Annotated in this window: 20 protein-coding genes; 10 read left to right on the top strand and 10 right to left on the bottom strand. The window is 51.0% G+C overall.

Features of this window, described 5'->3' with window-relative positions:
• Positions 1-121: 121 nt before the first annotated feature.
• Both asd and BLS62_RS17260 read left to right on the top strand, forming a co-directional pair.
• Positions 122-1015 (top strand): archaetidylserine decarboxylase, encoded by an 894-nt coding sequence (gene asd / locus BLS62_RS17265; RefSeq protein WP_093183214.1) that lies wholly within the window; start codon positions 122-124, stop codon positions 1013-1015.
• A gap of 111 nt (positions 1016-1126) precedes the next feature.
• Entirely contained in the window at positions 1127-1915 is a 789-nt protein-coding gene (locus BLS62_RS17260; RefSeq protein WP_093183211.1) for a phytanoyl-CoA dioxygenase family protein, read from the top strand.
• 78 nt (positions 1916-1993) lie between these two features.
• Here the strand turns inward: BLS62_RS17260 and BLS62_RS17255 are convergent, their stop codons facing one another.
• Positions 1994-4666 (bottom strand): hypothetical protein, encoded by a 2673-nt coding sequence (locus tag BLS62_RS17255; RefSeq protein ID WP_093183208.1) that lies wholly within the window; start codon positions 4664-4666, stop codon positions 1994-1996.
• 97 nt (positions 4667-4763) lie between these two features.
• Positions 4764-5225 (bottom strand): CesT family type III secretion system chaperone, encoded by a 462-nt coding sequence (locus BLS62_RS17250; RefSeq protein ID WP_093183205.1) that lies wholly within the window; start codon positions 5223-5225, stop codon positions 4764-4766.
• A gap of 253 nt (positions 5226-5478) precedes the next feature.
• On the opposite strand from BLS62_RS17250, the gene BLS62_RS17245 reads away from it, so the two are divergent.
• Positions 5479-5658 carry a hypothetical protein gene (locus BLS62_RS17245; RefSeq protein ID WP_093183202.1) on the top strand — a complete coding sequence of 60 codons (180 nt, stop codon included), beginning with the start codon at positions 5479-5481 and terminating at the stop codon, positions 5656-5658.
• 65 nt (positions 5659-5723) lie between these two features.
• Here BLS62_RS17245 and BLS62_RS17240 read toward each other — a convergent pair whose 3' ends face one another.
• The 5 genes from BLS62_RS17240 to BLS62_RS17220 form a co-directional block, all read right to left on the bottom strand.
• On the bottom strand, positions 5724-6209 hold the full coding sequence (locus BLS62_RS17240) for a YHS domain-containing (seleno)protein (RefSeq protein ID WP_093183199.1): 486 nt from the start codon (positions 6207-6209) through the stop codon (positions 5724-5726).
• Positions 6210-6448: 239 nt separating this feature from the next.
• Positions 6449-6817, bottom strand: coding sequence for an SPW repeat domain-containing protein (locus BLS62_RS17235; protein ID WP_093183195.1), 369 nt, complete (start codon positions 6815-6817; stop codon positions 6449-6451).
• Positions 6818-6959: 142 nt separating this feature from the next.
• Positions 6960-7895 carry an AraC family transcriptional regulator gene (locus BLS62_RS17230; protein WP_093183192.1) on the bottom strand — a complete coding sequence of 312 codons (936 nt, stop codon included), beginning with the start codon at positions 7893-7895 and terminating at the stop codon, positions 6960-6962.
• Positions 7896-7970: 75 nt separating this feature from the next.
• Positions 7971-9239: a glycerate kinase type-2 family protein gene (locus BLS62_RS17225; RefSeq protein WP_093183189.1), complete on the bottom strand. Its 1269-nt coding sequence runs from the start codon at positions 9237-9239 to the stop codon at positions 7971-7973.
• 177 nt (positions 9240-9416) lie between these two features.
• Positions 9417-10427 carry a proline racemase family protein gene (locus BLS62_RS17220; RefSeq protein ID WP_093183186.1) on the bottom strand — a complete coding sequence of 337 codons (1011 nt, stop codon included), beginning with the start codon at positions 10425-10427 and terminating at the stop codon, positions 9417-9419.
• Between the two features lie 152 nt (positions 10428-10579).
• Between BLS62_RS17220 and BLS62_RS17215 the strand changes: the two genes are divergently transcribed.
• On the top strand, positions 10580-11023 hold the full coding sequence (locus BLS62_RS17215) for a YqaA family protein (protein WP_093183183.1): 444 nt from the start codon (positions 10580-10582) through the stop codon (positions 11021-11023).
• A 146-nt stretch (positions 11024-11169) separates the two neighbouring features.
• Complete coding sequence (locus tag BLS62_RS17210; RefSeq protein ID WP_208990921.1) at positions 11170-11883, top strand: GntR family transcriptional regulator; 714 nt, start codon at positions 11170-11172, stop codon at positions 11881-11883.
• A gap of 98 nt (positions 11884-11981) precedes the next feature.
• Here the strand turns inward: BLS62_RS17210 and BLS62_RS17205 are convergent, their stop codons facing one another.
• The 3 genes from BLS62_RS17205 to BLS62_RS17195 form a co-directional block, all read right to left on the bottom strand.
• A complete protein-coding gene (locus BLS62_RS17205) occupies positions 11982-12878 on the bottom strand; it encodes a ubiquinone anaerobic biosynthesis protein UbiV (protein WP_093183180.1) in 897 nt (298 codons plus the stop codon).
• 9 nt (positions 12879-12887) lie between these two features.
• Positions 12888-13907 (bottom strand): ubiquinone anaerobic biosynthesis protein UbiU, encoded by a 1020-nt coding sequence (locus BLS62_RS17200; protein ID WP_093183176.1) that lies wholly within the window; start codon positions 13905-13907, stop codon positions 12888-12890.
• Positions 13908-13978: 71 nt separating this feature from the next.
• Positions 13979-14515: a ubiquinone anaerobic biosynthesis accessory factor UbiT gene (locus tag BLS62_RS17195; RefSeq protein WP_093183173.1), complete on the bottom strand. Its 537-nt coding sequence runs from the start codon at positions 14513-14515 to the stop codon at positions 13979-13981.
• Between the two features lie 149 nt (positions 14516-14664).
• Between BLS62_RS17195 and BLS62_RS17190 the strand changes: the two genes are divergently transcribed.
• The 5 genes from BLS62_RS17190 (at position 14665) to ggt (ending at position 19892) form a co-directional block, all read left to right on the top strand.
• Positions 14665-16218 carry a UbiD family decarboxylase gene (locus tag BLS62_RS17190; RefSeq protein ID WP_093183170.1) on the top strand — a complete coding sequence of 518 codons (1554 nt, stop codon included), beginning with the start codon at positions 14665-14667 and terminating at the stop codon, positions 16216-16218.
• Between the two features lie 20 nt (positions 16219-16238).
• Positions 16239-16802 carry a UbiX family flavin prenyltransferase gene (locus tag BLS62_RS17185; RefSeq protein WP_093183167.1) on the top strand — a complete coding sequence of 188 codons (564 nt, stop codon included), beginning with the start codon at positions 16239-16241 and terminating at the stop codon, positions 16800-16802.
• A 147-nt stretch (positions 16803-16949) separates the two neighbouring features.
• Positions 16950-17288, top strand: a complete 339-nt coding sequence (locus BLS62_RS17180; RefSeq protein ID WP_200798533.1) for a hypothetical protein — start codon at positions 16950-16952, stop codon at positions 17286-17288.
• A 100-nt stretch (positions 17289-17388) separates the two neighbouring features.
• Complete coding sequence (locus BLS62_RS17175) at positions 17389-18108, top strand: aspartate/glutamate racemase family protein (protein WP_093183164.1); 720 nt, start codon at positions 17389-17391, stop codon at positions 18106-18108.
• Positions 18109-18143: 35 nt separating this feature from the next.
• Complete coding sequence (gene ggt, locus BLS62_RS17170; protein WP_093183161.1) at positions 18144-19892, top strand: gamma-glutamyltransferase; 1749 nt, start codon at positions 18144-18146, stop codon at positions 19890-19892.
• Positions 19893-19916: the final 24 nt, after the last annotated feature.

The following is a 19916-nucleotide window of genomic DNA, read 5'->3' as shown; positions in this document are numbered from 1 at the left end:
ATTCCCAAAGTTTGTTGAAGCTGCGAAATTCTGCGCAGGTGTTCTCACGCCCCTTACTCTTGCCTTCTCATTGCATCTCACCTAGTAAAGCCTCTTCAAAACTCCCATGTAAGGCTGGCAGATGTCTGAGAAACAACCCATTATCGTGATTGACCGTGTAACAGGAGCACAGTTTGAGGAAACGGTTCTGGGCGAGAAGTGGATCCGCTGGGCCTATCAGGATTCAAGTTCCAGCATCATTGAACGCCTCTTGTTTCGGTCTCCAGTTCTCAGCAGGCTGATGGGCTGGTATTACGATAGCCCGCTCTCCAAAGGTAAAATCCAAGGCGCAATTGATGAACTGAGCATCGACACCGCTGAATTTGCCGATCCGCAGGAGAGTTTCGCTTCATTCAACGAATTCTTTGTCCGGCATTTGAAAGAGGGCACACGCCTTTACGATACCGCAGAGGATACAATCGTGAGTCCGGCTGATGGCCGTGTGTTGGTGTTCCCAAAACTGGATGAAGATACCTTCGTGCCAGTCAAAGGCCATCCCTTCTCGATCCGTAGGATGCTGCCGGGGATATCCAAGCGCTTCATCGGTGGGTCTCTTGCAATCGTCCGCCTGTGTCCAGCCGACTACCACCGCTACCACTTCCCGTGCGCTGGTGAGATCGTGGGAAGCAAAGATATCAGCGGCGCTCTTCATTCCGTAAACCCAATTGCGCTGGGTGCCGGGCCGGATGTCTTTGGCGAGAACAAACGCAGCTACACGCTTCTCAAAACCGCCAAGGCAGGCACTATATGCTACGTGGAAGTTGGCGCTTTTGGTGTGGGCGGCATCGTCAATACAAAGACAACAGGTCATGTCGAGAAAATGGACGAGAAGGGCTACTTCAAATTCGGCGGCTCTACGGTTGTTGTGGTTTTTGAACCGAACGCGATAACGTTCAGCGACGATTTGGTTGCCAACAGTGCTGCAGGCAAGGAAACCCTTGTCAAAGTTGGCGAGCCATTTGCAACCGCCCTGTAAAGGGATTGGCACCGAGGCGCGTCGCTACAACTCTCGCTTATCTTTAGTTGTATTTATACTTATGCGCATTCCATTAGGGTTGGTCGCTTAGCCAACAAAATGGATTGCGCCATGCCTTCTTCGCTCATAACTCAAGATCACATCGACACCTATCAGCGCGAGGGTGTCGTGCTGATCAAAGGACTGTTCAAGGATCATGTTGACCTGATCCGGGCCGGTATTGAGCGAAACATGACAGAGCCCGGCGAGTACGCAGCAGAGAACCTCCACAAAGGCGAGAGCGGTCGTTTTTTTGATGATTACTGCAACTGGATGCGTATTCCGGAGTTTGCAGAGGTGGTGCGCACGTCACCGGCAGCAGAGGCTGCTGCGGACCTGATGCAATCTCAAACCACACAGATGTTCCATGACCATGTCTTGGTGAAAGAGCCGGGTACGACCAAGGCGACCCCTTGGCATCAGGATGGTCCCTACTATTTTGTCGAGGGGCAACAGACTGTCAGCTTCTGGTCTCCAATGGATGCCGTTGAGAACGCGACCCTGCGCTGTGTCGCAGGCTCTCACCTCTGGGAAAAAGCAGTCCTGCCAACCCGCTGGCTCTCGGAACAAAACTTCTATGCTGATAGTGATGCGTATATGCCAGTACCGGATCCAGACGTGGAAGGCATGCCGATCCGCGAATGGACTATGGAACCGGGTGATGCCGTCGCCTTCAATTACTACGTCCTGCACGGTGCGCGAGGCAATACAACCAACCAACGTCGCCGCGCATTCTCATTGCGATTGCTAGGGGATGATGCCAGATACATTGAACGTCCTGGCAAAACCTCACCACCATTTCCAGGTCACGATATGAAGCCCGGTCAAGCCCTGCGCGAAGACTGGTTCCCAATCCTCTAAAAGCGCTGATTGAGTTTACAAACTGAGTTGGCAGCCTACCAGAACGCGGGAGTTATACGCCCACGTTCTGAGCTATTGCTAGAGCCGGCCAGTGTTCAAAGCTTCAGGCTTGAACTCCAATACCCAACAGGTCTTCAAGTGACCTTTTCTAAAGGTGAACTTAGCCTCGCTGTGGTACTGAACTTCGCGCAACTCCAAGTATTCAGGCAACTGCTCCTTAGCTGAGCTGTCTTTCATCAACAAGGCTCCCCATTCTCGTGCCAACTTGCTTGGCTTCTCAACAATGTCCGCACCCAGATTGGACTCACCCGTTGGCTTGATGATCAGCTGCTGCCGCATATCGGGCTGTAGCAATGCCCGTAAGGAACCACTCAATCCCGGAAACTCGTCGTGTTGTGCTTGAGCTGTCGCACCTGCTTCCTGTGTCTCATGGTCCTCCACGGTCACAGTGGTGTGGTGCGGTTCTACAGGTTCTGGCAGCGTTTTCTGCTTTACGGAAATGAGGTACTCGCTCTTCTTTCCGCCTTCAGGACGCGTGACAGTCACATCAAACAGAGCTGACCAGGATTGCTCACTGACCCATTTCTGGACCTTCTTCAAGCTGCCGCCTGTTTTTTCGATCCGGGCATGAACTTCGTCACGCGCATGCTCCATCAGCTTATCCAAGACGAAGTGTGCCTTACCAAAGCTCATCAGCAGGCCGTCGCCTTTCGTGCTCAAAAATGCGTCCAGACGGCTCTTCAAGCCAGTGACTTCATCCTTCTGTTCAGTTTGAGTGGCCTTCGCTGTATTCAGGTTGATCGCCAGATCTGCCAAATTGCGTGCCGCTGCTTGAGGCAAGGTATTCATCCGTCCAACTTCGGTCAGGGTGTGAGAGGTTGGCTTGTATTCAACCACCCATGCCGGTTGCAGCATATCGGTTTCAATCAAGAAACCTTCCAGTTTGTGGTAGCGAACCTCACGCAAGACGAAATAATCTGGCAGCAACTCCGAGATATTGTCTCCACGTCCATGTGCAGCCATCAGTGTGCTGCCCCACATCAAAGCGAGGTCGCTTGGCTTTTCTACAATTAGCAAATCATCTATGCCGTCTTCACCGGTTGGTGTCAGCTGCAAGGCCTGCCTAATGTCATCGGAACGTAAGCCATTGAGCACCCGTTCTGGTTTGTGACGCAGATCAGTCTTGGTCAATTCCTGCCGTGGCAACTCTTCGGTCTTGTCGTAGAAGGTGCTGTTGCCAACATGCAGAGGTACAGTCTCCCCGCGCAATTCGGTGCCTACGTTGAAGTAGGCTCCATCCGTTTTTATAGAAACGGAGACCAACGTTGCCCATGGCTGTTTAGCTATCCATGCCTGCGTTTTCTTTGGACTGTTGTTTTGAGCGAGATGTTGTTCAGTCAATGCAGAAGCAACTTCACGCAAACTGGCAAGGGCGTATTGTGCTCTCCCATTCTCATGGGAAAGGCTTTGCGTGCTCGCCAGTATTGCATCCCCAAAGCTCATGGTTGCCTGCAAATCATTGCTGGCGTTTAAAGCCTCACCCAATTGCTTGGCTGTTGCCATGCGGAATGCAATAACATCCTTCTCAACCTCATTAAGGTGTTTGATGTCCTTATCCGTGACAACATTGGCCTTGGCTTGGTCAACCGCATCACTCAGCCCTTTGCTGTAAGCATGCTGGCGAATGAGAGAGTTGACGTCCCCAACAATTTCTTTATTCAGAGCTTTCATATTCTGGCTCAGGAACACCAGCAATTCTTTGTGGTCGCTGGTCAAATCTTCCGGTGTCGCCAAAGCGGCAGTTTTCAGAAAAGAGACAAACCGTGGGTCCTGAATAGCGTCTTCAAATGCTTGCTTTGCCAAGGCCCGGGCATCATTATCCAATCCGGTTCTGAACTGCATCCTCAAAAAGGTATCAGCCTTGTCCTGAGGCATGCCTAATGTATCTTTAATCCTGTGCTGCCAGACAGCAGCTTCCTGTCCTTCATGAGCCGTTCCTATCGGATCGTTCAAAAAGGCAGCCTTCTTTTCCTGATAGGCTTGAAATTTCTCCTCAACCTCTGGGCTTACAGTCAGGTCCAGCTCCTGCAAGGCTAGCAGGGCAGGGTGCGGTTTTACCTCAACCTGTTCAGTTGGGGCCTGCGTAATCAACGGGCCTTCGTGAGCTTCAAGCGTTGGTTTGTTGGATGCGCCTGCTGCTGATTGAGGCGAAGTTACACCACTAGCCTGCGCTTCAGATTTCCCGGCTACAACACGGTCACTCAAATCGGGATCATTGCTGGCGGTGATTTGGTCCAATGTGCCAGCTAAAGCGGCAAGAGGAGCCTCTGGCTTTGGTCCGCTTGTGGTTGCAGTTGGCTCTGGTTGGGACGGTGTTGCCCCAGTTTTGCTTTGAGCATTCGCCAGTAACTTGTCTTGAGGCAGACGATAGCCCTCAAACCGCACCTTCTTAGCTGCTCTGGACATGCCGTCGGTCGGGTGGACCGGCTCATCCGCAGGCTTGTGGTGTTTATGGTAGGCCAGCGGACGCAATTGAGGATCTTTCCTGTCGCTCTTTGGAGGCTGCTTAGCCCGTGTGCTCTTACCGTTCAGCTCATCCAGTTGGTCAAGTAACCGATGTACATTCTTGGGTTGGGCATGAGCAACCTTATGCCCTTTATGAGAGCTGGACGTTTTGCTCGCACTCGCCCCTGTTTGTTCTTGGGGAGCTGGAGGTTGGGAAACTTTTGTATGAATTGGAGAACGGCCCATAAGGCACCTCTAAATGGGGTGGTGTCGGCCTCCGTTCTGGTTGGAGGTCTCAAACACCAAAGTGAAAATAATAAATTCCGGCGAATAAAAAGCGCAGTCAGGAGCCAATAATGACCATGTCCGAGCCAAACTTCGGGAGGGGGATATGGAACTCTTCGGAGTCTTCTTCTGCCGCACGGGGCTGCGCTCGTTCCAGCCGCTCATTGGCATCGAGAAGTCTGTCAAAGGCTGTTTGCATAGCCTCAACACTGCCTGTCACGGCAATCTCGGTCCAATGCGTCACCCGCTGCCCGGTGATGGAGGCAATGATATGCGGTTGCGTAAATGCATTGCCGTTGTGCTGCAAAAGCATCAACGCTTGTTCCTGAGAAAGGTCCACTTTGCGCAAACCACTTGTCAGCGCCATCATGATGAAGGCGTCATGATGTTGGCACAGGATCAGATGACAACGGTCGTCGACGGAGAAGAAATAAGCTCCGTCACATGGCTCTGGAAGATCCAAGCCAAGGCCTGACACAAAGGACCGTACCTGATCTTGAAACGCAATATTCTCAGCCATGACATACTCCTCACGATATGTGGGAGAGACCACTCATTAGAGACGGTCTCTATGAGGATGAGCTTTGCACTTCTCAAAAGCGGCAACTGTGCTGATTGAGACAAATACTTTCAGAAAATGCACAAACACGAGAAGAGCGGCAGGTGAGGGAATTAACTCTAGTTAAATTACGTATATTCTGCTTCATTCTCCGGTGTTTTATTATGGGTGCGGTGTCGGTCGAAGGCTGCTGATCTGAGTCAACAAGGCTGGGGTGGTCACGCGTATTGGTGTGTCGATCCAAATCATTAATGCAGTGGCAACCGTTATGCTTGCACTTGAGTTGGGAGGAGCGCCTGAGCTGATGGTTTCCGGGATCGATCTGGATACGTTCATCGCATTAGTAATAGGTGCGGACCCCACAAAAGAACAACTGAACCAGATCCACAAATGAAAAGCGGTGCAGCAAGAGGGGCTTGCTACACCGCTGAATGGTGAACTTTCAGGAGTTGAGATGCTTTAAAGCTTCTCCACCTCTACGCTACGAATTTGTGCCCACTGATCGGAAGCGTTTGAGATTGTACCTGCACGGTTTTTGTTGAACGCGTCATAAACTTCTTTGTTCAGGAACACGTAGAGCTTCTTGTCGATGACGGCAGAATAAGACGGATTACCATCGAACTTTTTGCCAACAGAAACGCCGAAGGTGCAGAACCCGCCATTTTGCGGCACGAAGGCCTCTGGGTTCGCATCAAACGCCTTTTTGTTCTCGGCAGTAGAGAAGTAGTAGGCTGCGCCATCATGTGTGGATGCTAGTTCTGCCGCACCTTCAACTGGACGACCTGACTGGATAAACGCGACTGGATCCACGCCGTGCAATGCAAGTGGAGCGCCGACAGCTGTGATGCCTGATGAAACGTTGTATTCATCAGCTGCAAAAACGGCGGTGCTCTGAGCAGCAACACTTGCCAACAATACGGATACAATGGTGAGACTCTTAAACATCTTCTTCTCCTCTTAGGGGCGTCAGCAGCAATTATGTTGAATTCCGTTCCTCTGCCGATGAAAGGAGAGTGAAGGTATTTGTACGATTAAGCAATATATGCCGCCATTGTATGTACTATCTGAATGCTAGGTTGAACGATCTGCATAGTGAGCTGATTTTTGCGAGAATAAAAAAACCGCGAGTACTGCAAAGCACTCACGGTTAAATTATATGCAAGGGTGTGGCGGGATAGGTTTTCTCAGGCAGTTGCCATCTCGATTTCTGGTTTATGCAAGCTTACAACAATGGCGACGGCAAGTCCGTTTGCCCAGTAGTAGGTGGCATCCAATCCGGTAAAACCAAGCGCAAATGGCGCGAGCAGGAATACCGCTCCAACGGCTGCATCAACCGCCAAATGGAAATTATAGGGTAGAACACGGATCCAACCTAAATGATGATCTGTCAGGAGGGTCAATGCAAACGCCGCCGCGCCTGTGACCACCGAGAGCCAGAGGGCAAGTGGGTTGGATTGACCTAATCCCAGAATGAACGGTGTTATCATCAATGAGAGAGCAACTGGGTAATCCAGGTAGGCGTGGATGTCTTTTGTAACGAACCGCAGGGACATAACAATTCTCCTTCTTCAAGCGCCTCGACTTCATCAGTGTCGATGCAATGAGACTAGGAGTTGAACCGAGATTCCTCAATTTCAGGTCGTTCAGGATAATACGCAGATCGTTCAGCAATCGAAACGATTAGGCTAAAAATACTCAATGAGCGCTGCGATAAGCTGCAGGTGTGATGCCTACTTCTTTTTTGAAGACCCGCGTAAAGGCCGATTCAGAGGCATATCCGGTAAGGGAAGCTACTTCTGAAACGCTCATGTGTTCGTCAACCAGCCCCTGCTGAGCAATTTGCATACGCCAACTGGTGAGATACTGCATAGGCGTTAGGCCCATCTTGCTGGAAAACTGTGTTGCAAACCCGGTTCTGGAAAGTCCAGCCTCGCGCGCCAAGCCTTCAACGCTCCAATCCCGTGAGGGAGCCTTATGGAAAGCATTAAGTGCACGGCCCAATTGCGGATCAGCAAACCCGGCGAGGCCAATATGCTTTTCACCGTCACGCTCAATAAAAGTGCGCAAGGCTTGAGCAAACAAGACCTCGGTCATTTTTAGGGCTATGAGATCCCCGCCAAGCCGCGTGCCGCCGGTTTCGTCCCCAATCAATCGCAACGTGGATTCCATCCAGCGTCCGGCGGTTTCTCCGTAATTGGCAATGTGAATGTAGCTGGGCAGTTGATCAAAAATGAGATGGCGCGCATTCGGTGCAAGCGAGATGTGACCGCAGATGAGTTGCGTCTCACGTTCATCCTGCTCCCCGCCATAAACCAGAACACCCTCGCCATTGTAGCCGGAAAGCTCTAGAACGCGGTCCAGCGGAAGAATGACTTCTTGGTCAGAGCGCCCACAATAAAGATCATGTGCAGCCCCGTGAGGGATGATCAGCAGGTCTCCCTGCGCCAACAGGACTTTCTCACCGCTCTCCTTAATCCGTACCATGCAGTCGCCACGATGCGCAAAGTGGAACCGAGCCACGTTCTCATAGGCGGGCACAGCAACGCCCCACGGCACAGAAAAGGAAGTGCGGAAGTAAAGCGTGCCTTTGACTGAAAGGCGGGTGAGGATGTCACTGAGTGTATCAAGCATGCTGGCATTATGCCAAAGAAGGTCGAATTCGTCCAGAACCCTGAACGATCTGGCGGACTATATGAACGCTCGAGCCTAAATCTCTTTGATAAAGATCGCTCGGAAATCATTCACGTTTGTCAGTGTTGGCCCGGTGATGATGCCATCACCCAACGCTCCAAAAAAACCATGCCCATCATTGTTTGCAAGAGAAAGCCGCGGATTGATGCCCTGACGCCATGCTCGCTCAAGAGTGGAAGCATCACAGTAGGCACCTGCGATTTCCTCAATCCCATCAACTCCGTCTGTATCACCGGCAAGTGCAAAAACGCCCTCCTGGCCATCCAGCGCAATGGCGAGAGATAGCAGAAATTCCACATTGCGGCCTCCGCGCCCATTACCTTTAAGAGTGACAGTGGTTTCGCCTCCTGAGAGGAGGACGCAAGGCGCTTTGAATGGTTGTCCGCGCAAGGCAACCTGTTTTGCCAGACCCGCCATCACCACACCAACATCGCAGGCTTCTCCCTCAATGCTATCTCCCAGTATGTAAGCCGGAATTCCCTGTTCCTCACAAAGCTTTGCCGCAGCTTCTAGCGCGAGTTGCGGCGTCGCAATCATATGCGTTTCAACGGTGCTAAGTCGGATATCATCCACATCAGGTGTTTCGCCTTCACCAGCTGTCAGAATTTCCAGTGCTGTAGGTGGAAGTGCGATCCTGTAACACTCCACAATAGCCAAGGCATCCGCGCAGGTGGTCGGGTCTGGAACGGTTGGGCCTGAGGCGATGTTGATTGGATCATCACCCGGCACATCAGAAATGAGCAGATTGACAACTTTCGCAGGATGACAAGCCGCTGCTAAACGCCCGCCCTTAATCTGCGATAGGTGGCGACGAACACAGTTCATCTCACTGATCGTTGCACCACATCGAAGCAGCGCTTTGTTAATAGCCTGCTTATCTTCCAGAGACAGGCTGCCAAACGGCATAGGAAGAAGAGAAGAGCCACCGCCCGAGATTAGGCAAAGAACTGTGTCGTCCTCTGTAAGACCGGAGACAAGATCCAGTATCCGCTTGGCACCATCAAGGCCTGCTTGATCTGGCACTGGATGAGCCGCCTCTACAATCTCGATGGTATTACATGGCACGGTGTAGCCGTATCTGGTGATCACAAGGCCTTCCAGATCTCCCTGCCAATGGTCTTCAACGGTGCGAGCCATAGCAGCTGAGGCTTTGCCTGCTCCAATAACAACAAGACGGCCTTTTGGCGGTTCCGGCAGAAATTTCGGGATACACTTTTCCGATTGTGCAGATGCAATTGCAGCATCAAACAAGCTGCGTAGAAAATGTTTAGGATCAACGGACATGGCTGACCTTTCCCGATTGCTAGTCACCGAAATTTCTCGGTTATCCTATTGAAATACGTGTGTTTTATAAAACGGTGTCGAGTAACCAAATAGACTATTGCAGGTCCCGCATCTGGTGACAGAAGAGGAACCTGCTTTTTCTAGAGACTTGATGGAAACTGGAAAACCGACAGAGAGTTACCTGAGGAGGAAGCCGTTACCAACAGGATCATCTTTTTCACGCCAGAAGGTCGCTTCCCCGCTGTAATGTGCTTTCCCGGAAATCTGCGCGATGATTGCATCATGCGGTCCGCACTTGGTATCCTTCAGATAAGTTCCTTCAAAGCTGGTGGAGATCAAGCTTTCAAAGCGGCGGGTCTGGCCTTTGGCGATAAGGCCCTTGGCTGCTTGCGCTGCCAATCGTGCTGTGACGCCGGACCCAGTAGGACTACGGTCCACCTGACTGTCAGCGAAAACGCAAATGTTTGCAGTGGCATCACCGCTGAAGGCGTCTTTGCCATCCGTTAGAATTGTGCCGTACAAGAAAGCAAGATCTGCATCATCAGGATGGTGCAGCGTAACAGCAGCCCGAATGGCATCGCTCACAGCATTGGCTGCATCAACAAGATCCCGACAACACGATTTTTGAACATCAAGACCAAAAGCAGATGCAGGAGCCAAACCGTAGAACGCACCACCATAGGAAACGTCCACCGTCAGCTCGCCAAGGCCTTTCACATCCACAGTCACATCACGCGAATGTAGGAAAGCAGGCACGGAGTGGAACGAGACGGCGCCCGCAACACCATTTTCCACCTCTACAGAGGCGACAACCAGTCCGCATGGGCACTCAATGCGCACCTCAGTGACTGGAGACACTGCTTCAACCAAACCGTGGTCAATGGCATAACGCCCCAGTGCAATAACCGCGTGACCACACATGGTGCTGTAGCCTTCATTGTGAATGAAGAGCACTCCAAAGTGTGCATCCGGAAGAGAGGCTTCAACCAGAACAGCGCCGTACATATCAAAATGGCCGCGTGGCTCGAACATCAGAAAATGACGTAGATGATCGAGGTTATCTCGTGTGTAACGCCGCTTGGCCAAAATGCTATCGCCGGGAATCTCAGGATAGCCACCTGTCACAATGCGCATGGGCTCCCCGCCCGTATGCATGTCAACAACGTTGATTTTCTGTTGCTTATCCATGTTCTCCCCCAGAACTAATAGGAATGCCTTATTTCCGAACTGGTTGTCATTAGATACAGCCAGTTGTGTGTTCCTTTCATAACCTGCAATAGGAGGGGGGCTCAACAGGTGGCGGAATAATCCCTCTCAAGGAATATGGAGCTTTTCTTCAGATGCTTGTGGCTCTTGGTGTTTATGGTGGCTTGTTTGCGTTTTCTTTTTTAGCTGCCACATTGGCCCCAGGATCATCCGAAGCTGCCTTAAGTGGTTTGCTTTTGGTGGGAGGATGGGATCCCTTTATTCTGGTAACTGCTGCATCGCTGGGCAATATCGCGGGTTCCGTGTTTAATTGGTACTGTGGTCGGTTTCTGGTGCACTACAAAGATCGCTCATGGTTCCCGATCAAAGAACGTCAATATAAGAAGGCGGTCAGCTGGTTTAAACGCTATGGTCAGGCATCCATGCTGCTGGCGTGGGTTCCAATTATAGGTGACCCACTCACGGTTATCGCTGGCACCCTGAAAATGAAGTTCATGACCTTTTTTGTTCTGGTCGCCATCGGTAAAATCACCAGATACATATTTGTCTATTACGCTGTTGTGTGGTGGCAGAGTTGATAACCCACAACTGCCAAAGAGTTGAGTATTTCTTCACAAAACAGGAATGATGCGTGAAGCCACTGATACATATAGGCGAAGTAACGATTATATGTGCAGCGCGACTAATATTCACGTTACGGTAATATCGACAATTTGAAGACAGAATGTTAGAGGGGAAGCATCTTGGCTCTAACTCACCTTCGGACATGCGCTCAACAAATTCAAACGTGGCCATAGCTTACAGAAAGCTGAAGCAAGCAATCCTTGAGAACCAGCTCGCACCGGGCGCGCAGATTCTCGAGCAGGAAGCTGCTACCCAGTTGGAGATGAGCCGTACGCCAGTGCGCGAAGCCATGTTGATGCTGCAGAAGGATGGGTTGGTGGAAATGCGCCCGCGGCAGGGTATGCGCGTTCTTCCCGTTACCGTTCAGGATATCTCAGAGATCTATGAGATACTTGAGGTAATTGAAAGTCTTGCAGTTCGTAAGCTTACTGAAAAACCTGCAAAGTCGAGGGAACTTCAGACACTGGAAGATTCAGTTGTTCTGATGGACTTGTCACTTGAGCGAGGTGATTTGGAAGTTTGGGCTGCTGCGGATAAAAAGTTCCACGAAAATGTCATCGACTTTAGCGGCAATGGGCACCTGAAAAAGGTATTTGTCCAGCTTTGGGACCGCTCGCAGCGCGCACGAAATCTCCTGCTGAAAAAACGTGGTATGCCAGCCAACTCCAGCCGGGATCATTGGGATCTGCTGGAAATAATCCGTGCAGGCCGAGTGGAAGACGCAGTCGAAATGCAAAGGAACCTGCGCATCACGGCAGCAGAAGAACTGCGCAAGGTGATCCTTGAAGTGATGAGCTCAACCGTTCTTTCCTAAGCCGTCCTCCTGAAAAGGAGCCCCGATTTTCGGGCAAAGCACGCATAACAAGAAAAATGCGGAACCGAAGCCCCGCACTCTTTGAACTCTCAAATAACTTAATCAGCTTGCCAGAGGTGACCCGGCTTTCCGGTAAGATACCCATTTGCCAAAGCGCCGGGCAGAGACTGAGCTTGCAAACGAGCTTCTGCCTCAGAACCATCAATCTTACCATCGGCAAGATCGCGGAAGATTTCCGCAATTGCGATCATGTCGATGTCATGAGGAGAAAGGCGAAGTCGGCCAATGCCTTTGCTCAGCAATTCATCTCGATTGAGTGTAACAGCTTGCACACTGTGAGATAGGGTTTGAATACCGTTCGCTGACAGGAATTTCTGATCATCCAGCGTCGTCACGTCCATACCATCTGGATCACGATCACAGATAAATTGGCAGTTATCTTTGTGCAACTTGTGCGCACGCGCATGATAACAACGCCCGGAAACAGCCAGAGGAAGACGGCCAAACGCGAACAGCTCGATGGTCAGGTCCGGAAGGGCCTTGGCGATTGTCTCGACAAATTTGAGCTGCAATTCAACCGGCGGGCAGAATGTTTCCATACCAAGGTTCACGAGAATCTTGGCAGTTTCCTCGTTGTAGATATTGAGGAAGGGGCCACCGACAAAAGGCTGCCCAGACCGTCTGTGAACCCCAGCAATATCATTGGCTTCGACAAGATCAGCATCTTCAGAAAGCGCAGCGATAGATTTACGGTCCCGAACTGTTACCGGTAACGCCATCGTTGAAAACACAACGGTTTTGCCAGCGTCTATGAGACGCTCATAAATATCGGGCCAAACCTTGTCGTTAAACGGCATACGTTTGCCGCAAATCACTTCGCCAATGTAAACGCGCTCAACAGGCGCTTCATCAGCAATGCGGGCATAAAAATCGACGAGTTTGTCGTTTGGCCAGTTGAAGAAGTTGGGACCAATGGAAAGTTCAATCTTGCTCATAATCGGTCCTTATCTCCAGATTTTCTTGTAAGCGCCGGTGGTTTCGCGTCCACCTTCGGTCATTGCGCTCAACATGGCTGAGACTTCTGCTTCTGCGTTGCGGCCTTCATCCAGCGCGTCCACAGCGGAGCGGAAGGCTTTAACCACCTGAGAGATGTAAGCTTTACCGCGTTGACGACCTTCAATTTTCACAGCAGTCACGCCAGCTTTCTGAAGGCGAGGCAACAAGCTTGCAGCATTCAGGCTGACAGGATCTTCAAACAAGTAAGAGGTTTCGCCCTCTGCTTTAAAGCGGCCTTTACACAAGGTTGGGTAACCGGCAGTTTCACCTTTACCAAATCCATCAATAGTGAAGCCGCCCAAGCGAGCGTACAGATTGCTTCCATCTTCGTCGTAGGAAACATCTGCAGGAGGAGAACAGACGCCAGTCAAGTTTGGAGACTTGCCCGTTGCATAAGAAGAAAGAGCACATCGGCCTTCCGTCATCACACAAAGACCGCCAAACACAAACACTTCAGTCTCGACGGTGACCTCTTTATGCAGCTTCGCGATTTCCTCAACCGACATCACGCGTGGCAGAACCACACGCTGCACGCCAAATGTATCCTGATAGAAGCTGATGGACTCTGGCGTTGCTGCTGCTGCCTGAACAGACAAGTGCAAGCGAAGGTCTGGATGTTTTTCTTTTGCGTAATCCAAAACGGCAATATCAGCCGCAATAATGGCATCAGCCCCGGATGCGCTTACGGCATCGACTGCACGCTTCCAGATTTGAGTGTCACCTGCCCGAGCAAACGTATTGACCGCAACAAGAACGTGCGAGCCATGTTTATGGGCGAGGCGGACACCGGCATTCAGCTCTTTTTCAGAGAAGTTTAAGCCGGGAAAGTTACGGGCGTTCGTTTCATTGCGCAGGCCGCAATAGATGCTGTGCGCACCTGCTTCTGCAGCGGCTTTAAGAGCAGCTGGTGTACCGGCTGGGCATACAAGCTCCAGCGATGGATTATTATCGTTGCGCTGTCCAAGCATAAAACACCTTCCTGGAAATAACAGAGGGGACCACGTCGTCGGCGTAGGATGCAAGCACCCTGCAGCAGCAATCAGGTCGTGGCGGTTGGTGCGTCGAGCAATCGGCGCATATGATCTAATGTCTTGTTCGTAGCCCCGTCCACGAGTTCACGGGTGCGGCCATTGAAGCCCAAAAACTCAGCTGGAGAGAGATCTGCTTCTTCCATCGTATTGCGAAGCGCCAGAACAGCGTCCGTATCGCCTTCAATGACGAGGTCGCGTGTGAAAAACACTGCATCACCATCATAGGTTCCATCGACCAGCCCAAGCAAAATAATGAGTGGACCAGAGATCCGGGCTGCACCTTCAGGAGCATCCTTACGCTTGAACATTTCAACAGTCGCATGTTCGCCGTTTGGGATAAGGCGAAACACATGTGGAAGGTCGATTGGATCAATGATGAAGTGCCTACGCTTATAAATGTCCAACCGCTCAAAGAGATCGGGACGTCTGTGAGCGAGATTGCGGACTGCGCGTGTCAGAGTAGAGCCAAGCGGAGGAGCTGGCAAAATGCCGAGAGCTTTTTGCAGAGCAGGAGGAAAGAGACCTCGTTCCGGTTTAAAGAGCATACTTTATTCTCCACTGGTTAGTATCCTCTCCTATTAAGCCTTGCGGTCATCATCATTGATGAAGGTCAAGGACCGGAGGCACTTCAACCTCCAAATGTGTATTGTTCGGTGAACTGATCCCATGTTTGCCCAAGTAATCTGGTAGTTGCATGTATTGGCGGTCCGAAAAGAAATTCGAGACACTCTCAAGTTTTTTAAGAGCTTTGGAGGATAAAAGGGATCTTGTTCAGGTTTCTGCCCCTGTTTCTGCTCATTTAGAAGTCACTGAAATTCATCGTCAGGTCATTGAACAGAGCGGTCCGGCACTGCAATTCAACAGTGTAACCTGCGGAACTGGTCAGCAAAGCAAGATGCCGCTGGTGACCAATATCTTTGGGACACGGGAGCGGGTTGCCCTTGGGCTTGGCTGCACACCAGAAGAGCTGCCAGCTTTAGGTGAGTTGTTAGCCTACCTGCGGTCTCCGCAACCACCCAAAGGCCTCCAAGGTTTTATTGATGCTCTTCCGGTCGCAAAAGCTGCATGGGCTGCACGGCCAAAACGCCTGCGTTCTTCACCGCTCATTGATATGCCTGTCGACCTAGAGCAACTTCCCGTCCAGACCTGCTGGCCAAATGACGCGGGGCCACTGATCACCTGGGGTATCGTAATAACCCGCCCTCCGGGTAAGGATGATCCCTCTCAATACAATCTGGGTATCTACCGGGCTCAGGTCATCGGAAAAGACAAAGCTATTTTGCGGTGGCTGTCGATGCGTGGAGGTGCGGCTCATCACCGGCTTTGGCAGGCGCGTGGCGAGCGAATGCCAGTTGCTGTTGTGATCGGTGCAGACCCGGCAACAATCCTGTCTGCGGTTATTCCCACGCCATCCGATGTGAGTGAACTGATGATCGCTGGCGTGTTGTCCGGTGGCAGACCAGAGTTGATCCCCTGTAAGCATGTTGACCTGCACGTACCTGCTTCCTCGGAGATCGTGTTGGAAGGCTTTGCTGAGCCTGTTGAGACAGCTGAAGAAGGTCCCTTTGGAGACCACACCGGCTATTACAACGATCCAGACCAGTTTCCACTATTCAAAGTATCGGGCATCCGAGCCCGTAAGGACCCAGTTTACATGAGCACCTTTACTGGCAGAGCGCCTGATGAACCCGCTGTTCTTTCTGCGACCATGAACGATGTTTTCCTCCCACTCCTGAAGCAGCAGATTCCTGAGGTTGTTGACCTGTGGTTGCCACCAGAGGCGTGTTCCTATCGCATTGCAGTTTTGAAGATCAAAAAGAGTTATCCGGGGCAAGCGCGCCGCGTCATGATGGGCATGTGGTCGCTTCTACCTCAATTCACTATGACAAAGCTTATCATCACGGTGGATGAAGATATCGACTGCCGCAGTTGGAGCGATGTGATGTGGGCCGTTGCAACGCGCATGGACCCGTCACGCGATCTGGTTGTCTTGGACCGCACACCAGTTGATACGCTGGATTTCGCTTCTGGTTTGGAAGGCTTGGGCGGAAAACTCGGCATCGATGCAACAACCAAAATCGGCTCTGAAACACGCAGTGATTGGCCGGAAGTCATGCACATGCCGAAAGATCTGACCCAGAAGGTCGAGGATCGATGGGATGAATTATTCCCGGGTGGATTGCCAGAAAAACAGACCAAAGATCAACCCAAAGATGCTACCAGCAAAGCTGATGATCCAAACCCGTGAGTTGGAAGTGAGTAGAGTTTATGAATAAGCGCATCATTGTGGGCGTATCCGGTGCATCTGGTGCCATGCTGGCTCTTCAAACGCTGAAGATTTTGAAAGAGCTTGGCGTCGAAACACATTTGGTGCACTCAAAAGGTGCGGTCGCATCCGTTCAGCATGAACTGGGTAAGGATGGCATACAGCAGCTCACAGCGCTTGCCTCTGTAACTTACGCACCAAACGAAATGACAGCCGCAATTGCAAGTGGATCGTTCCATGCCGATGGAATGATCATCACACCATGCTCAATGCGGACTCTTTCCAGCGTCGCTTATTCGTTCTCTGATAATCTTTTGGCCCGTGCTGCCGATGTTGCGTTAAAGGAAAGGCGTAAATTGGTTCTCGTTCCACGGGAGACCCCGCTGCATGAAGGGCATCTGGAAGCGATGCTCAAAGTGACTCGCATGGGCGCAATTATTGCACCTCCAGTGCCTCCATTTTATGCACATTCGGAAAATATCGAAACAATGCTCAAAGAAATTGCTGCGCGTGGCATTAATGCACTGGGAATTGACCCAGGTAGTTTTATGACACGATGGAAATAAATCCTACCAAAATTACTTCGTTGTAATCTTATGAAAATCCACAGGTCACCTTGATCTTCAAGTTTACTTGGAGGGGCTAACTTCACTTTGAAGTTGAATAGATAAACAATATTCAATTTTAATAGATAATTACTAAAAGGTGAAAGAATGACTCTGTGTTTCAAACGTTCCCTCTGGTTCGGTATTCTCATGTTCGCGGCTCTTTTCCTAGCTTTAACGCTTAGTCAAAAGGCGAGTGCGACTTCCATCACTCTGGATACAACAGATAGTAATTTATGCGAGGTTCAGGTCACAATCGGCAAGGATGCCCCTAAAGGACCAGTTCATCGATTCACTGATATTGATGAGGATGACCGGTATACTTTTCAAACAGATCGTCTATGCAATCGGCGATCTGTAGGCGGCGAAGCGTGTACAGGTGAGTATACCGATTGGGCATGTTGTGAAGCTAAGGAAGGTGAAGACATCACCTGCACGGTACCTTAATTCGGTCTCCCAGCTCAAATGCACAAAAAACAACCTTCTCTTCATCAATTCAATTTGCGACTATGGACCCTACGACGAGTACACGTAAGTCGAGGAAAACATGAAAACAATTGGCTTGTTGGGAGGCATGAGCTGGGAGAGCACTGCAGCTTATTATAGATTGCTGAATCAGCAGACGCGCCTGCAGCTTGGTGGATTACACTCCGCCGAGATGATTATATGGTCCTTTGATTTTGCAAGGATTGAGTTTCTTCAAGCTCGTGGAGAGTGGGAAGAAGCCGGTAAGTTGCTCAAACAGGCGGCACAAAGATTAGAAGGTGCCGGTGCAGAGTGTATTGTGATCAGTGCGAACACAATGCATAAAGTCGCGTCCTATATTCAGGAAGAGCTGACTGTCCCGTTCATTCATATTGCTGAAACAACTGCAAATGCCGTAAAAAAGGCGAAGCGCAAAAAACCACTTTTGCTTGCCACCCGTTATATTATGGAGCAGGATTTTTACATAAGGCGATTGCAGGAATATCACGGAATCTCGGTTATTGTGCCCGATAATGGTGGGCAGGCCGTCGTTCATGATATTGCTTATAATGAGTTATGTCGGGGGCAGATTAACGAGGATTCCCGCCGTTCGCTTTTACAGATAATAAGAAAAGCACAGAGCCGTGGCGCCGATAGTGTTATTCTGGGCGGGACCGAATTGGGTTTGTTGATTGGGCAGGACGATGTCTCTGCACCCGTCATAGACAGCACTTACGAACATGTGCGTGGAATACTGAATTTTGCATTGAAGAAAGAAAGTGATTTAGGCGAAACAATTTAGCTGGTGTGGGGACGCCGGCTTCAGGAGGGAAATTTATGAAATATATTTGGGTCTCTGCCGTTTTGGCAGCGGGGCTTGCTTTGCCTGTGCAGGCGCAGGAGGCAGCGGATAGTGTTGCCCCGGAAATGGCGAGCGGAATTTCCGACCAGAAAATGGTCACGGCTGAGAAGTTCATGGTGGTTGCCGCAAACCCTCATGCTTCAAAAGCTGGCTTTGAGGTATTGAAAGCAGGCGGCAACGCCATTGATGCAATGGTTGCAGTGCAATTGATGCTCGGCTTGGTTGAGCCTCAATCCTCAGGTGTGGGCGGCGGTGCTTTCCTCGTCTATTATGATGCAGACAAGGGTAAACTCACCACATTCGACGGTCGAGAAACAGCGCCAGCAGCAGCAACACCTGAGCTGTTCCAGAACGCTGATGGTGAGCCGCTAAAATTCTACAATGCTGTTGTTGGGGGCCTTTCCGTTGGTACGCCGGGCACAGTAAGGTTGCTGTTCGATACCCACGCAAAGCTTGGCTCTCTTCCATGGGCTGATCTGGTCGCGCCCGCAATTAAAGTCGCGATGGAAGGGTTTGAAGTTTCTCCACGTTTGAATGCGTTGATCACCAAAGATCAGGAGCGTTTATCTCGTTTTGAAACCACAAAGAACTACTTCCTGCCAGACGGCAAACCTCTTCAGGTCGGGCATCTGCTGAAGAACCCTGAATACGCCGCAACTCTGACAGCCATTTCCAAAGGGGGGGCAGATGCGTTCTATTCCGGCGATATCGCAGCCTCTATCGTTGAAACGGTGCAATCAGCCAAGGGCAATCCGGGCAAGTTGGCTCTGGAAGATCTAGCAGCTTACAATGTCAAGGAAAGGGTTGCTGTTTGCGCAGAGTACCGCTCCTTTGAGATTTGCGGCATGGGTCCACCGTCCTCTGGTGCACTCACAGTTGGCCAAATCCTCGGCCAGTTGAACAGCTACGACCTTCCCTCCATGAATGCCGGTGATCCAAACGTTTGGCGTTTGATTGGGGATGCTTCCCGTCTCGCGTTTGCGGATCGTGGACGTTACATGGCGGACAGTGATTACGTTCCAATGCCAACCAAAGGCCTTGTTGCACCTGCTTATTTGCAGGAACGCGCGAAGCTGTTGAACGGTGATAAGGCTCTGCCAAAAGACAAGGTTGCACCGGGTAATCCAACTTGGGATCATGCCATGCTGCTGGCTGATGATGAAAGCATTGAGCTTCCATCCACCAGTCACTTCTCCATCGTTGATGCGGACGGCAATGCTGTCTCCATGACCACAACAATCGAGAATGGCTTTGGATCCCGCTTGATGACCAATGGCTTCCTGCTCAACAACGAGCTGACGGATTTCTCCTTTCGGACACATAAGGACGGCGTACCGATTGCCAACCGTGTTGAGCCGGGCAAACGCCCTCGCTCCTCCATGTCTCCAACAATCGTCATGAAGGATGACAAACCGGTTGTGGTTGTTGGATCTCCGGGTGGAAGCCGGATCATTGGCTACGTGGCCACAGCGCTCGTTGCCAACCTTGATTGGGGCATGAACATCCAGCAGGCGATCTCCATGCCGCATCTGGTCAACCGCTTCGGCACCTATGACCTTGAGAAGGGCACGGCCGCAGAGAAGCTTCAACCAGCTCTTGATGCCATGGGCTATAAAACCAATGTCCGTGACCTTAACTCCGGTCTGCACGGCATTGTGATCACTGCTGATGGCCTTCAGGGCGGTGTTGATCCACGTCGCGAAGGTCTTGCTTTGGGCGAATAAAACACCTGTCTAGACGAAACAACC

It is taken from the genome of Pseudovibrio sp. Tun.PSC04-5.I4 (assembly GCF_900104145.1).
In the GTDB taxonomy this organism is placed as follows: domain Bacteria; phylum Pseudomonadota; class Alphaproteobacteria; order Rhizobiales; family Stappiaceae; genus Pseudovibrio.
This window is presented reverse-complemented; position numbering and strand designations above follow the sequence as displayed.